This is a genomic window from Flavobacterium arcticum (assembly GCF_003344925.1).
In the GTDB taxonomy this organism is placed as follows: domain Bacteria; phylum Bacteroidota; class Bacteroidia; order Flavobacteriales; family Flavobacteriaceae; genus Flavobacterium; species Flavobacterium arcticum.
Map to the genome: position 1 here is coordinate 143,330 of NZ_CP031188.1, position 14,670 is coordinate 157,999.

The 14,670-nt window shown below is 34.6% G+C and carries 15 protein-coding genes and 1 tRNA gene; 14 read left to right on the forward strand and 2 right to left on the reverse strand.

What is annotated here, in order from left to right:
• Nucleotides 1–38 precede the first annotated feature (38 nt).
• From DVK85_RS00615 to DVK85_RS00640, 6 genes are all read left to right on the forward strand, one after another.
• Nucleotides 39–1,151: an acyltransferase family protein gene (locus DVK85_RS00615; RefSeq protein ID WP_114676576.1), complete on the forward strand. Its 1,113-nt coding sequence runs from the start codon at nt 39–41 to the stop codon at nt 1,149–1,151.
• Between the two features lie 15 nt (nt 1,152–1,166).
• The gene (locus tag DVK85_RS00620; protein ID WP_114676577.1) at nt 1,167–1,796 is read left to right on the forward strand and encodes a carbonic anhydrase; all 630 of its coding nucleotides are present in this window, start codon (nt 1,167–1,169) and stop codon (nt 1,794–1,796) included.
• Between the two features lie 61 nt (nt 1,797–1,857).
• The gene (locus DVK85_RS00625; protein ID WP_114676578.1) at nt 1,858–4,365 is read left to right on the forward strand and encodes a cation-translocating P-type ATPase; all 2,508 of its coding nucleotides are present in this window, start codon (nt 1,858–1,860) and stop codon (nt 4,363–4,365) included.
• A gap of 66 nt (nt 4,366–4,431) precedes the next feature.
• A complete protein-coding gene (locus DVK85_RS00630) occupies nt 4,432–4,548 on the forward strand; it encodes a 30S ribosomal protein THX (RefSeq protein ID WP_114676579.1) in 117 nt (38 codons plus the stop codon).
• Nucleotides 4,549–4,613: 65 nt separating this feature from the next.
• The gene (locus DVK85_RS00635) at nt 4,614–5,072 is read left to right on the forward strand and encodes a GyrI-like domain-containing protein (protein WP_114676580.1); all 459 of its coding nucleotides are present in this window, start codon (nt 4,614–4,616) and stop codon (nt 5,070–5,072) included.
• A gap of 74 nt (nt 5,073–5,146) precedes the next feature.
• Nucleotides 5,147–5,220: transfer RNA gene (locus DVK85_RS00640), tRNA-Pro, on the forward strand.
• A gap of 75 nt (nt 5,221–5,295) precedes the next feature.
• Here DVK85_RS00640 and DVK85_RS00645 read toward each other — a convergent pair.
• A complete protein-coding gene (locus DVK85_RS00645) occupies nt 5,296–5,808 on the reverse strand; it encodes a hypothetical protein (RefSeq protein WP_114676581.1) in 513 nt (170 codons plus the stop codon).
• Between the two features lie 127 nt (nt 5,809–5,935).
• Here DVK85_RS00645 and DVK85_RS00650 point away from each other — a divergent pair, with 127 nt between their 5' ends.
• From DVK85_RS00650 to DVK85_RS00685, 8 genes are all read left to right on the forward strand, one after another.
• Complete coding sequence (locus tag DVK85_RS00650) at nt 5,936–6,817, forward strand: SDR family oxidoreductase (RefSeq protein WP_114676582.1); 882 nt, start codon at nt 5,936–5,938, stop codon at nt 6,815–6,817.
• 142 nt (nt 6,818–6,959) lie between these two features.
• Nucleotides 6,960–8,234: a T9SS type A sorting domain-containing protein gene (locus DVK85_RS00655; protein ID WP_114676583.1), complete on the forward strand. Its 1,275-nt coding sequence runs from the start codon at nt 6,960–6,962 to the stop codon at nt 8,232–8,234.
• Nucleotides 8,235–8,368: 134 nt separating this feature from the next.
• Complete coding sequence (locus DVK85_RS00660) at nt 8,369–9,145, forward strand: ParA family protein (RefSeq protein ID WP_114676584.1); 777 nt, start codon at nt 8,369–8,371, stop codon at nt 9,143–9,145.
• Entirely contained in the window at nt 9,142–10,044 is a 903-nt protein-coding gene (locus DVK85_RS00665) for a ParB/RepB/Spo0J family partition protein (protein ID WP_114676585.1), read from the forward strand. The genes DVK85_RS00660 and DVK85_RS00665 overlap by 4 nt, the downstream gene beginning before the upstream one ends.
• Nucleotides 10,044–10,616, forward strand: coding sequence for a DUF5683 domain-containing protein (locus DVK85_RS00670; protein WP_114676586.1), 573 nt, complete (start codon nt 10,044–10,046; stop codon nt 10,614–10,616). The genes DVK85_RS00665 and DVK85_RS00670 overlap by 1 nt, the downstream gene beginning before the upstream one ends.
• A gap of 6 nt (nt 10,617–10,622) precedes the next feature.
• Nucleotides 10,623–11,321: a 4-hydroxy-tetrahydrodipicolinate reductase gene (dapB, locus tag DVK85_RS00675; protein WP_114676587.1), complete on the forward strand. Its 699-nt coding sequence runs from the start codon at nt 10,623–10,625 to the stop codon at nt 11,319–11,321.
• Between the two features lie 49 nt (nt 11,322–11,370).
• Nucleotides 11,371–12,927, forward strand: coding sequence for a signal peptidase I (gene lepB, locus DVK85_RS00680; protein ID WP_114676588.1), 1,557 nt, complete (start codon nt 11,371–11,373; stop codon nt 12,925–12,927).
• A gap of 58 nt (nt 12,928–12,985) precedes the next feature.
• Nucleotides 12,986–13,597 (forward strand): WbqC family protein, encoded by a 612-nt coding sequence (locus DVK85_RS00685; RefSeq protein WP_114676589.1) that lies wholly within the window; start codon nt 12,986–12,988, stop codon nt 13,595–13,597.
• 13 nt (nt 13,598–13,610) lie between these two features.
• Here the strand turns inward: DVK85_RS00685 and DVK85_RS00690 are convergent, their stop codons facing one another.
• A complete protein-coding gene (locus DVK85_RS00690; RefSeq protein WP_114676590.1) occupies nt 13,611–14,654 on the reverse strand; it encodes an endonuclease/exonuclease/phosphatase family protein in 1,044 nt (347 codons plus the stop codon).
• Between the last annotated feature and the right edge of the window lie 16 nt (nt 14,655–14,670).

The window sequence follows — 14,670 nt, forward strand, 5'->3', positions numbered from 1 at the left end:
TTACATTTGAAACCTTAACTTAATCATTAAAAGAAAAAATGAAAGACACTCGCTTATCGCAATTAGACGGACTACGAGGTTTATTTGCCTTAATGGTAGCATTATTTCATTTTCCTTCTGATGGTGATTTTAGTACTATATCCCTGCTTTCTAACTTTATGATAAGGCAGGGAGATTTGTTTGTCGATTTCTTTTTTGTACTCTCTGGTTTTGTTATCAGTCTTAACTATACCAATAGGATAAATGAAAAAGACGATTTTATAAAGTATCTTAAAGCGCGATTTTTACGCCTATATCCACTATTGTTTTATACAGTAATCATCTATCTTGGTTTCGAGTTGGTATTTAATCTCTTTTTACCTCATCTTTTAACCAACCCAGAACCTATAAGCGTATTATTTTTACAAACGCTAAACTCATTACTATTTCTTAATTCTACCCCTATTATTGATATGGTGGGGATGAATTTCCCATCATGGTCTATTTCATCCGAAATGATATCTTACATTATTTTTGGTTTGGCACTATTATGGTTTAATCGTAGTAAAAAATATGCTATTGGCTTTATACTCTTAGCATCTGCTGCTTTTATTATATACTTAAATAGTTATATGGAAACTATGAAATGGGGTTTTGTAAGAGGGCTGGTTTGCTTTATGACAGGATTTTATACATTTAAGCTATACCAACAAAACAAGAATATTACACTTAATAAATACTTAGAATATTTAGTCCCAATATTGTTAGTATCTGTCTTATACATAAGATACTATTATGTTAACAATATTGAGCTATACAGCCTTTTTATAATACCTCTATTTTTCGGAATTTCCATTTTTGTATTTGCATTAAGTAATGGATATATTGTAAAGTTAATGTGTCATAGTTTTTTTCAATTCTTAGGAAAAATATCATACTCGTTATATTTAAATCATGCGATAGTGATGGTTATATTTACAAAATTTATTTTCGGTTTTCTTAAAGTTCCTGTAACCGAACTTGCAGTATCTTTAACAATAATAGCCTACTTGCTTTTTATTGTCATTTATTCTTATTTTACTTATATTTTTATAGAAGTTAAAGGCAAAAAATTCCTTCAAAACTTTTACCCTTTTAAAAGGAAAGAATCTTCTTTTATTGTAAAACCATAAAAGCAATTACAAATAATGAACATCAAAAAAGTTTTTGAAAACAATAAAAACTGGGTAGCACAACAGTTACAAAAAGATCCTGAATACTTTAATAATTTATCGCAAGGACAATCGCCTGAAATATTATATATAGGCTGTTCTGACAGTAGAGTTGCTGCTGAGGAATTGATGGGCGTACGACCTGGAGATATTTTTGTACATCGTAACATTGCTAATATGGTTCCTAATACTGACCTTAACAGTATGTCGGTGATTAACTATGCGGTAGTACACCTCAAGGTAAAGCATATCATAGTATGCGGACACACTAATTGCGGTGGTATTAAAGCTGCCATGCACCATACCGATATGGGGATATTAAACCCTTGGCTGCGTAACATTAGAGACGTATATCGTCTGCATCGTAATGAGCTTGACGCTATTGAAAACGAAACAGATCGATATGACCGCCTTGTAGAACTCAATGTACAAGAACAGTGTATTAATGTTATTAAAACTGCCGAAGTGCAAAAAGCAGCCACCGAAACTGGGCTTACTGTACACGGATGGATTTTTGACTTACAATCAGGTAAACTTATCGATCTTAATATCGATTTCGAAAAAATAACGCAAGATATCGTTAGCATCTATCGCATTCGCTCCTGATAAATTTAATCCAATCATAATTTTCAGTTACCTATATTTACATCAGATATAAATATTAGGAATGGCACATAGTAATTTCGGAATAAAAGGACTCACCGATGCAGAGGTACTAGAATCGAGAGAACAGCATGGTAGTAATGCCATTACTTATAAAAAAGAGTACTGGTTTTTTGATGCTGTAAAAAGCCTTTTTACCGAACCAATGGTATTGTTATTATTGGTTGCTGCTATAATTTATTTTATAAGTGGCGACACGGGCGACTCCATATTTATGCTATTTGCAATACTACTCGTTGCTACAATATCACTCTATCAGGACAGAAGAAGCCGTAACGCCTTGCGCGACCTTAAAAATTATACACAGCCCCATTGCAGTGTCATCAGAAATGGTGAAATAATTAGTATTGAAAATGAAGAGCTAGTTATTGGCGATTTTATGGTTACCGAAGAAGGCAGCTATATTCCTGCCGACGGTAATATTGTGCACTCCAATGACTTTTCGGTTAATGAATCGGTTATTACCGGAGAAGCCATGTCGGTATCCAAAAATGAGAGAGAAAACAATAATTCTATTTTTCAAGGCACTATAGTAACCGGAGGACTTGCTATTGCAAAAGTTACAGCAATAGGCAGTAGCACAAAACTGGGTAAAATTGGTGAAAGCCTTGACAGCATAAAAGAGGAAAAAACACCTCTTGAAATACAAATAGCCCATTTTGTAAAAATAATGGTAATTATAGGTGCTATTGTTTTTACAGCGGTTTGGGGCATTCATTTTTATCAGTCAGGTAAAGCAGTTGAGAGTTTGCTAAAAGCACTAACACTTGCTATGAGTATATTGCCCGAAGAGATACCTGTTGCCTTTACCGCTTTTATGGCACTCGGTGCTTGGCGCTTGATGCAAAAAGGTATTTTGGTTAAACAAATGAAAACTGTAGAAACGCTTGGGAGTGCTACTGTAATATGTACCGACAAAACAGGAACCATAACCCAGAATAAAATGGCATTGGCAGAATTATATGTTTTTGCCGATGACGCAATAATAAATGCTGATAGCATTACTAATCAAGAATCAGGACAACTTTTAACTACAGCCATGTGGGCAAGCGAACCAATACCGTTTGACCCTATGGAAGCAGCACTACACGCTGCATATAAAAAAATGGCGCATCATGATGAGAGACCCGAATATACTATGATGCACGAGTATCCGCTAGATGGGAAGCCTCCTATGATGACACATCTTTTTGAAAATAAAAGTGGTAACCGAATTATAGCGGCAAAAGGTGCTCCCGAAGCTTTAATAGATGTATCGGGGCTTAATGAGGCTAATAAAAATAAAGTGAAAGATGCTATCACTACTATGGCAAGCAAAGGCTATAGAGTTTTAGGTGTAGGTAGTGCACAATTTGATGGAAATAACTTTCTCGAAAAACAACAAGACTATAATTTCACTTTCTTGGGGTTAGTCGCTTTTTACGATCCTCCAAAAGACAATATAAAATCAGTTTTTGAAGATTTTTATAAAGCTGGTATAGCTATTAAAATTGTTACAGGCGATAACGAAGCTACAACAACTGCCATTGCAAAGCAAGTTGACTTTAGAGGGTCTGAAAATCATATTTCGGGAGATGAATTAATGGCTTTAGATGATACTACACTACAACAAAAAGTAATGGATACAGCAATCTTTACCCGAATGTTCCCCGAAGCCAAACTAAGGATTATTAATGCACTCAAAGCTCAGGGACAAATAGTAGCCATGACTGGCGATGGTGTTAACGATGGTCCAGCACTTAAAGCGGCCCATATAGGCATTGCTATGGGTAATAAAGGTACTGAAATAGCTAAAGAAGCCGCATCACTTATACTACCTGATGATGACCTAGTAAAAATGGTAGATGCTATAGCGATGGGCAGACGAATATATGCCAACCTAAAAAAAGCGATACAGTATATTATCTCTATTCATATCCCTATAATACTTACCGTTTTTATTCCTGTAGCACTCGGCTGGAAATACCCCGATATTTTTTCGCCAGTACATATTATTTTTCTCGAACTTATTATGGGTCCTACCTGCTCTGTTATTTATGAAAATGAGCCTATGGAGAAAAATGCTATGTCTCAAAAACCACGACCTTTTACAAATACTTTTTTTAGCTTTAAGGAAATTATTACAAGTATTATACAAGGTATAGCCATAACAGTGGGAACACTAGGAGTTTACCTTTATGCCGTAAACTGCGACTACAACGAAGCCCAAACACGTACTATGGTATTTACGGTATTAGTATCGGCAAATATATTTCTTACTCTGGTTAATAGGTCATTTTACTATTCGGTGATCACCACATTGCGATACAAAAACAATTTTATACCGCTCATTATTGGTATAACTGTTATTTTGACAATGCTTTTATTATACATTGAACCTATTAAACAATTTTTCAATTTTGAAACACTTACCATACCACAAATGGCTATTAGTATTGCAAGTGGTTTTATAACAGTAGTGTGGTTTGAAGTTGTAAAATGGATGAACCGAAAGCGTAATCCTTTGGCATAATTTTTCAGTTTTTATATCTTTTTTGTAAATTTGAGATTAGTACTAATATTCAAATTTCAAACTTTTATGGGAAAAGGAGATGTAAAAACAAAAAGAGGAAAAATTTGGCGTGGCACTCACGGTGTAAGACGACCTAAAGAGAAAAGTTCAGGAAACGGCGACTCAGAATCTTCTGATAATTAAAAACAATTTTAGAGAAGGTAGCATAAAACATAGCTACCTTTTTTAATAATATAAAACATATAACAATGGAAAAACAGCATTTTGAAACTATTTACCTTACGGGTATTACACTACCACACAAAACGACTAATGCTAACGGACAAGCAGCACAAGATTGCGGTAACTTATGGCAAGAGTTTCAAAAAGGTAGTTGGTTTGTAAAAATACCCGAAAGAATTGAAGATAAAGTATATGCGGTTTATTATGATTATGAAGGCGACCATAACCAGCCCTATTCTTTTTTCATTGGATGCAGGGTTGCTGCTGGCGCACCTATACCCGAAGAAATGGAAAATATAGTAATTCCTCAAGGCGATTTTATAAAATTTACGGCGAAGGGCAAAATGCCTGACTGTATAGGCGAAGCATGGCAAACAATATGGAGTTCAGAATTAAAAAGAGCCTATAAAGCCGACTTTGAAGTATATGATGAGCGTAGTCATGACTGGAACAATGCAGAAGTAGATATCTTTATTAGTATGTAAAGATAATTTTAAGTTCCTGTTTATCTATTTTCTCAAAAACTAATATATTTGCTACACCTTTGTAAAGAAGGACTCGGGATGTAGCGCAGCCTGGTAGCGTACTAGCATGGGGTGCTAGGGGTCGCTGGTTCGAATCCAGTCATCCCGACTATAAAAAGCCAAACATTATTGTTTGGCTTTATTATTTTAAAATCGAATCTAAAAATGAAATTCAATCTTATCATTATCCCAACTGGTCTACAATACCCTTATAAAAAGTAATAAGAGCATAAAGTACACCCTTTTTATTTTCAAATACTAAGTGAAACTCGGTGACAAGTACTTTAATATTATCCTCATTTAATGAAGTGATTATTTTAGGTTCAAATAAATTTTCTCTTGCCAGCAATTCTAAATTTGTCGAAATCAATAAACTCTCAAGATTCTTCTTAAAAGCATTATTAGGGCTTTCAACTTTTAAAATATTTGCTTTACGATAAAATAATCGATAATAATGGCTTCTGTTTGTAATCAAGAACTCAGGAATAGTTTCTCCCAATTGTAGCTGCATCTCTATTTTTGCTAAATTATGATTTCCCAGTTCATAACTAACATTTATACAATAACCTTTATAATTTATTACTAACGAATAGTATGATACAAAAACTCTTGTACCTCTCCCTCCGCTATACTTTGTATCAATTACTTCAAATTCGCCATTTTCCTGCTTAGCGATTTCGGCAAAAACTTCGTTCATCTCTTTAGGTTTATATAAAAGAAATTAAATATAGATTTTTTTCTTTAAAAACCACCCTTGCAAAACATTATGTAAGCATAACACTTTAATTGTTATCTTTACGATATAACAAATCATACAAAGAAAAATGAGCTATACTGATAAAATGCTTCGCGATGATGCGTTGCAAGACAAAGTAATAGTGGTAACAGGCGGCGGAAGCGGACTGGGTAAAGCCATGACAAAATATTTTATGGAACTTGGTGCTAAAGTTGCCATTACATCGCGTAATCTAGAAAAACTACAAACTACCGTAAAAGAACTGGAAGAAGAAACAGATGGTAAATGTCTAGCTGTAAAGTGTGACGTGCGCCACTATGAGGAAGTCGAAAATATGCTAAAAGTAGTACTCACTACATACGGACGTGTAGATGTGTTACTTAACAATGCAGCAGGTAACTTTATATCTCCTACCGAAAGGCTTTCGGCTAATGCATTCGATACTATCATAGATATCGTATTAAAAGGTTCTAAAAACTGTACACTTGCCTTTGGTAAACATTGGATAGACACAAAACAAGAAAATACAAGTATCCTTAATATTGTTACTACCTATGCATGGACAGGATCGGCATATGTAGTACCAAGTGCTACTGCTAAGGCAGGAGTACTGGCAATGACAAGAAGTCTTGCTGTAGAATGGGCAAAATATGGTATACGCTCTAATGCAATTGCTCCAGGTCCTTTTCCTACAAAAGGCGCATGGGACAGATTATTGCCAGGTGACCTTAAAGACAAATTTGACCTTGCTAAAAAAGTTCCATTAAAACGTGTGGGCGACCATCAAGAACTTGCCAACCTAGCTGCCTACTTGGTATCTGATTTTTCAGCCTATGTAAATGGCGAAGTAATAACCATAGATGGTGGAGAATGGCTTAAAGGCGCAGGGCAGTTTAACCTACTAGAAGATATACCAGAAGAGATGTGGGACATGCTTGAAGCAATGATTAAAGCTAAGAAAAACAAATAATTAGATTTAAAAATTACTTAATAGCCAATACTAAAAAAAGTATTGGCTATTTTTTTTGCTTTTTATTTAGACTTGATATAAATAAAAATAATATATTTGCACCCGTAATACTATTTTTAATAAATCTAAATAAACAATTATCATGAAGAAAAATTTACTTCTCTTCGCTTCATTATTTACCGGATTATTTACATCCGCACAAGAGGATTATACAGCAGTAACAATTCCTTTACAACCCGCTTATACCGATCAGGTATTTTTTCAGCTTTCCTCTAACACGCAAACAGCTGTTGCTGTTGATAGCTGGGATCTTGCATTTTTAAGATATTCTGTACAGGAAATAGGTATTCGTATTAACGATAGCCAAGGCACACAAGTTTTTGAAGCTTCTAATGACATTAACGATTGGGCTACTATTGATATAACTGAGGAGGCTAACTGGACACAACTATACAATTCAGAAACAACTTGGTTAACAGGAGCTTTTGATACTGGTTCTGCAGAATATGGATGGGGAAACTACAACCCTGCAAACCACCATGTTACAGGAGCTGTTGTTTTTGTACTAAAATATACTGACGGGTCGTATAAAAAACTGGTTATAGAAGATTATTTTGGTGGATATACTATTAAATATGCAACATGGAATAGCACTGCATGGGGAGATGATGTAACAAGTGTTATACCTAATGGAGACTCTAATTATACTTTTAACTTCTTCTCACTTGACACTGATGAAACTGTAACAGTATCTCCTGAAGATACAGACTGGGATCTTGCTTTTGGTAGATACTACGGAAATATAGGTACTGATGAAGAACCTACTATGTACTTAGTTAGCGGTGCCCTTAATAATTCTGCTACCGTACTTGTAGCTCAAATAGATGAAACTGGAGTTACTGAAGAAGAGCCAACAGCTCCTGCTGGAGAAGCTTACTCAACGGACATCAATACTATTGGCGATGACTGGAAGGCATTTAACATGAATACTTTTACTTATGATATTGATGCTGAAACAACTTACTATGTAAAACATGTTGATGAAGGTACTATTTACAGATTATACTTTACTTCTTTCGAAGGTTCATCTACAGGTAATTTAAGTTTTAACTACAAAAACATTTCAGCAACAGCAGATTTAGAAGACCTTAATAGTAATGTGAGTTTTGGCTTTTACCCTAACCCAACTACTGATAAAAGAATTACTTTAATGTATGATCTTAAAAACTCAGTTGCTGAGAAAAACACTGTAACGATATACAGTGTAACAGGAGCAAAAGTATTTGAGACAGAAGTTACTAGCAATTCTGGTTTCTATACTAAAGAGGTAAACCTTTCATCTTTAACATCCGGAATATACATTGTACAAATGCAATCGGGTAATTATACCGAATCTAAAAAATTAGTGATACGCTAAGGCAGTACAACATTTTTTAAATAACGAAGCCAGAGGAAATATTCTCTGGTTTTTTTATTTCCTAATGTTAACAAATTCCGTTTTCAGAAACCATAAATAATTGTATTTTTACGGTTCAAAATTTATAAGTGCTAATGGGTAAAATCATCGCTATTGCTAACCAAAAGGGAGGCGTGGGCAAAACAACAACTTCGGTAAACTTAGCGGCTTCGCTAGGTGTATTGGAAAAAAAAGTACTCTTAATAGATGCTGACCCGCAAGCTAATGCGAGTTCTGGTCTAGGTATTGATGTGGAAACTGTAGAAATTGGTACTTATCAAATACTAGAACACAGTAGCACGCCTAAAGAGGCTATTATACCATGCACGGCACCTAATGTTTCTATAATACCAGCACACATAGACTTGGTAGCTATAGAAATAGAACTTGTAGATAAAGAAAACAGGGAGTATATGCTAAAACAAGCATTAGAGAGTATAAAAGATGAGTATGACTATATACTTATCGATTGTGCCCCCTCATTAGGGTTACTAACGCTTAATGCGCTTACAGCAGCCGACTCTGTTATTATACCTATACAATGCGAATATTTTGCATTAGAAGGTTTGGGCAAATTATTAAACACTATAAAAAGTGTACAAAAAATACACAACCCTGCGTTAGATATAGAGGGATTACTTCTTACTATGTACGACTCTAGATTGCGCCTTAGTAACCAAGTAGTAGAAGAGGTACAAAAACACTTTAGCGATATGGTGTTTAAAACGCTTATACAACGAAATGTAAAACTAAGCGAGGCGCCAAGTTATGGCGAAAGCATTATAAACTATGATGCTACAAGTAAAGGAGCGAGCAATTACCTTCACTTGGCAGAAGAGATAATAAAGAAAAACAGTACTGTAGGTTTATGACAAAAGCAATAAAAAAACAAGCACTAGGTAGAGGATTATCGGCATTATTAAAAGATCCTGAAAACGATATTAAATCGGTAGAGGATAAAAATGCAGATAAAGTAGTAGGTAATATTATTGAGCTTGATATTGAAGCTATAGAAATAAACCCATTTCAGCCGAGAACTAACTTTAACGAAGAGTCGCTTACAGAGCTATGTACCTCGATAAAAGAACTTGGGGTAATACAACCTATTACCGTAAGAAAGCTTGAGTATAATAAATACCAATTAATATCGGGAGAGCGCCGTTTGCGCGCTTCTAAAATGGCAGGATTAACACATGTACCTGCTTACATTCGTATTGCTAACGATAACGAATCGTTAGTTATGGCATTGGTAGAGAATATTCAACGTCATGACCTAGACCCTATCGAGATAGCACTTTCTTACCAAAGGCTTATTGACGAAATACAACTTACTCAGGAACAAATGAGTGAGCGTGTAGGTAAAAAACGTTCTACAATTGCTAATTATTTGCGATTACTAAAACTTGACCCTATAATTCAAACAGGAATTCGTGATGGTTTTATCTCAATGGGACATGGTCGTGCTATAATTACTATAGAAAATCATGATGCACAGGCAGATATATATCAAAAAATTGTAAGCCAAAACTTATCGGTAAGAGAAACCGAGGCATTAGTAAAAAACTATCAAGAAAGCCTAAAACCTGCTACATCTAAAACTACAGCAAAATCAAATGCTTTTAATGTAGAAGAAACTCAGCAAAAAACTATTACTGAGTTTTTTGGAGCAAAAGTAGATGTAAAAGTAGATACCAAAGGAAAAGGAAAAATAACTATACCTTTCCACTCAGAAGAAGATTTCAATAGGATTATAAAACTTATACAGCGTTAGTGAAAAACAAGCTTTTCATATTCATCCTACTCTTAGTATTCTCATCTGTACCATTATTGGCACAGAACGACGAATTAAAAACCAACATTGTGGTTAAAGATTCTGTCGATATGAAACCTTATACCATAGACCCACTTGCCCCCTCTAAAGCCGCCTTCTATTCGGCAGTACTACCAGGGCTTGGTCAAGTATACAACAAGAAGTACTGGAAAGTACCTATTGTGTATGGAGCTATGGGACTTAGCCTTTATTATTATAACTTTAATAATAAAAAATACCACGAGTATAGAGATGCTTACAGAGATAAACTAGCAGGACGCGAGGTAACTGGGCAATTGTCTTCACTTACTGAAGACCGTCTTATAAGCGGGCAGACCTTTCATCAACGTAATCGCGATCTTTCGATGCTAATAACTGTAGGACTGTATGTACTTAATATAGTTGAAGCTAACGTTAATGCACATTTAGGACAGTTTAATGTAAATGAAAACCTTTCACTTTATCCTAAACTGGATAGAAATGAAATAGACAACAACTACCACATGGGTCTTGCCCTCAACTACCAATTTTAAAATAGTATGAAAATTGCACTTTTAGGTTACGGAAAAATGGGCAAGGTAATAGAACGCGTGGCGCAAGAAAGAGGTCATGAAATAATATTGCGTAAAAAAAGTGCTGATAGCTTTGATGGTTTAGAAAATGCCGATGTTGCCATAGAATTTAGCGTACCTAGTGCTGCCGTAAATAATATTAATGAATGTTTTACTAAAAACATACCCGTAGTGAGTGGCACTACAGGATGGCTAGAGCATTACGATGAAATAAAAAAGCTATGTAACGCTAATAACGGAGCTTTTTTATACGGCTCTAACTTTAGCTTAGGTGTAAACATTTTTTTTGAGCTTAATGTACAGCTTGCCAAAATGATGTCGAAACTAGAGCAATATAACGTTTCGATGGAAGAGATACACCATACACAAAAACTCGATGCGCCAAGCGGTACGGCTATAACACTTGCCAAAGATATTATTGCAAACAGTAATTATAATGACTGGACTATTGATACACCAAAAGAAAACGATATTTTTATTACTGCAAAACGAGAAGAGAATGTTCCTGGCACACATACAGTGACCTACGATTCTGAGGTTGACAGCATAGAAATTAAGCATACAGCCCACAGCCGCGAAGGCTTTGCATTGGGCGCCGTTGTTGCTGCCGAATGGCTTACTGGTAAAAAAGGTGTATTCAGCATGAAAGATGTTTTAGGCATATAGCCGTAACAAATTAGTACAAAACGATACCTATATAACAAATATATAAAAGATGACACTATTAGAATGGTTTATATTTATCCTAGCAGTACAAGTAGTACACTTTTTAGGGACTTGGAAACTTTATGAAAAAGCAGGCAGGAAACCTTGGGAAGCAGCCGTACCTATTTATAATGGTGTTGTTTTAATGCAAATTATTGGTAGGCCACGTTGGTGGGTACTATTATTATTTGTCCCTATTATCAACCTAATAATGTTTCCTGTGGTATGGGTAGAAACTTTGAGGAGTTTTGGTAAAACTTCAACTACAGATACGCTACTTGGCGTTTTTACATTAGGTTTATATACATATTATATAAATTATGCAGGAAATGTAGAGTATCGACCTGAAAGGGAGCTAAAAGCACAAAGCAAATCAGGTGATACCGTAAGTTCATTACTGTTTGCTATAGTAGTTGCTACTTTAGTACATACCTATGTAATGCAGCCCTTTACCATACCAACCTCTTCTCTTGAAAAAACACTACTTGTAGGCGATTTCCTTTTTGTTAGTAAGTTTCATTATGGAGCAAGACCACCAATGACTACCGTAGCTGCACCAATGGTTCATGACACTATACCAATTGCCAATATAAAATCATATACTAAGTGGCCTCAATTACCTTATTTTAGGCTTCCAGGATTTGAAACAACTGAAAAAAATGATATTGTAGTTTTTAACTGGCCTGTAGATACCGTACGATTTTTTAGAGATAAAAACAGTATTGGCATACGCAAACCTATTGATAAAAAGTCGAATTACGTAAAACGTTGCGTGGGCAGACCAGGCGACACATTAAGCATTAAAGATGGAATAGTTTATATTGATGGTAAAGAACTAATACTTTCTGATAGAGCAAAACCTCAATATTCTTATACAGTAACTACTGATGGAAGTCTTTTAAATGATGTATACCTTCAGAAACAACTGAATATAAGTGACCCTTATGGGAGAATGGATGAAAAAACATATTTATTTAGAGCTCTTACCGAAGAAAATGCGGAGAAACTAAGAAATAATGCTGGTATAATATCCGTTAAAAAGAATCATTACACAGAAGGCGATTTGTCTATTTTCCCTCATACCCAATCAACTTGGAGTGTAGATAATATGGGACCAATCTATATTCCGCAAGAAGGAAAAACGGTTGCATTAAACAAAGAGACTCTACCATTCTACAAAATGATTATTACGGAATATGAAAAGAATGACCTTAAAGTAAATGGCGATGAAATAAGAATTAACGGAGAGGTTGTTGACAATTACACCTTTAAACAAAATTACTATTGGATGATGGGAGACAACCGTCATAACTCTGAAGATAGCCGTTATTGGGGTTATGTACCCGAAGACCATATTGTAGGTAAACCAGTATTTATATGGATGAGTGTCGATCAAAACGAGCCTTGGAGTAATTTCGGTAAAAAAGTACGTTGGGATAGGATGTTTACTACTGTAAGTGGCGAAGGTGAGCCAGTTTCTTACTTTAAGTATTTCATCATTATTCTTGTAGCATGGTTTACTTATGATTATTTAAGAAAAAACAAAAAGAAAGCAAAAGATAATTAATCTGTTTTTGAGGTAATCTGATAATTTTATAAATAATTAAATAGTCAATTTTAAAAAGATGTCTATTCTCCTACATCCTGCATATTTCCCTCCCATTAGTCATTTTGTGGCAATGATAAAAACTGATTCGGTAACTTTTGAAGTTGAAGATAATTTCCAAAAGCAAACCAACAGGAATAGGATGTACATCTATAGCCCTAACGGTATTCAGTTACTTAATATCCCTATAAAGCACAGTAAGACTAAGCATCAAAAATTTAAAGATATTAAAATAGAACCTGCTTTTGACTGGCAGAAACAGCATTTTAAGTCGCTTGAAGCTGCTTATAGGGCATCTCCCTTCTTTGAGTATTTTGAAGATGATATACGCCCATTATTTGAGAAAAAGCACACTTATATGATGGATCTTAACTTTGAGGCAATAGAAATTGTTACTGAGTGTTTAGGTATAGATCTATCTTATGATAAAACTACAGAATATTTTCATGAAGTAAGCAACGCTGATGATTATCGTCATCTTGTAAACGGTAAGAAAGACACTTCCGTTTTTGAACCTTATACACAAGTATTTGGAGAAAAACATGGTTTTATAAACAATCTCAGCATACTCGATTTACTCTTTAACGAAGGGCGTCATGCGGTAGATTATCTAAAAAGTCAGACGCTGTAAATAATTATCTTTTCTACTTCTCCACTTTTGAAGTAATTGCCAAACGAGCCATTATAGGGAAATGGTCAGAGTTTACTACAGTATCATAAGTAGTAAATGATTTTACAGCAAATTTATCATCTGCAAAAACATAATCTATCCTTGCAGGATAATATCTAAAATTATACGACTTTCCAAACCCATTACCTGCTTCTTCAAAAACATCATTCATATCCCCTCTTACACTTCTATACACGTAAGAGAAAGCACTATTATTAAGATCACCACAAATAATAATAGCATACTTACACTCCTTTTTATGCGCTTCTATCAATTCTGCTTGTAGTTGTTGTTTAGTAAAAGCTTCACTAAGGCGTTTAATAATAACTTTCGATTTTTCTTCGTCTATTGTTTCATTTAAATCAGGGCTTATACGTATAGACTGTAAATGCATACTATATATCCTTATAGTATCATTACCCTTCTTAATATCGGCATAAATAGCATGATTACTAGATTCAGGAAATTCAATATCTCCCTTATTTACAATAGGAAACTTAGAGTATATAGCTTGCCCTGTTTTATGACTATCTCCACTAGAAAAAACATACTTATACTTATAACGATTAAAGTGTACCTTATCTAATGGTGCATATTCTTGAAAACATACTATATCGGGATTTTGCTTACGTACAAAAGTTTTTATACTGTCAGTTACATTAGTATCTGGCATCCATTTGTATAAGTTAAACATTCTTACATTGTAACTCATCAATGTAAAATCGTCTTTATGAATGGGAGATTCATCCTGAGAAAATTTATAGAATTTGCTAATAAATGTTATTCCTAAAAGCAGTACGATGCCCGAAAGTAGCATCTGTCTTTTAAACTGCAATAGCCAGTATATAAAAAACAAAAAGTTGAAGACCAACATTAATGGTAAAAGCAGTGTAAACACCGATAGTATAGGGAAAATTTTAGGCGCTAAAAAGGGTAATATATAAGCTACAAACGTTAATACGGTTAATACCATATTAAAGAAGAACATAACCTTATTAAACCCCGAAAGTTTTTTCATTACAATAGCCTTTACA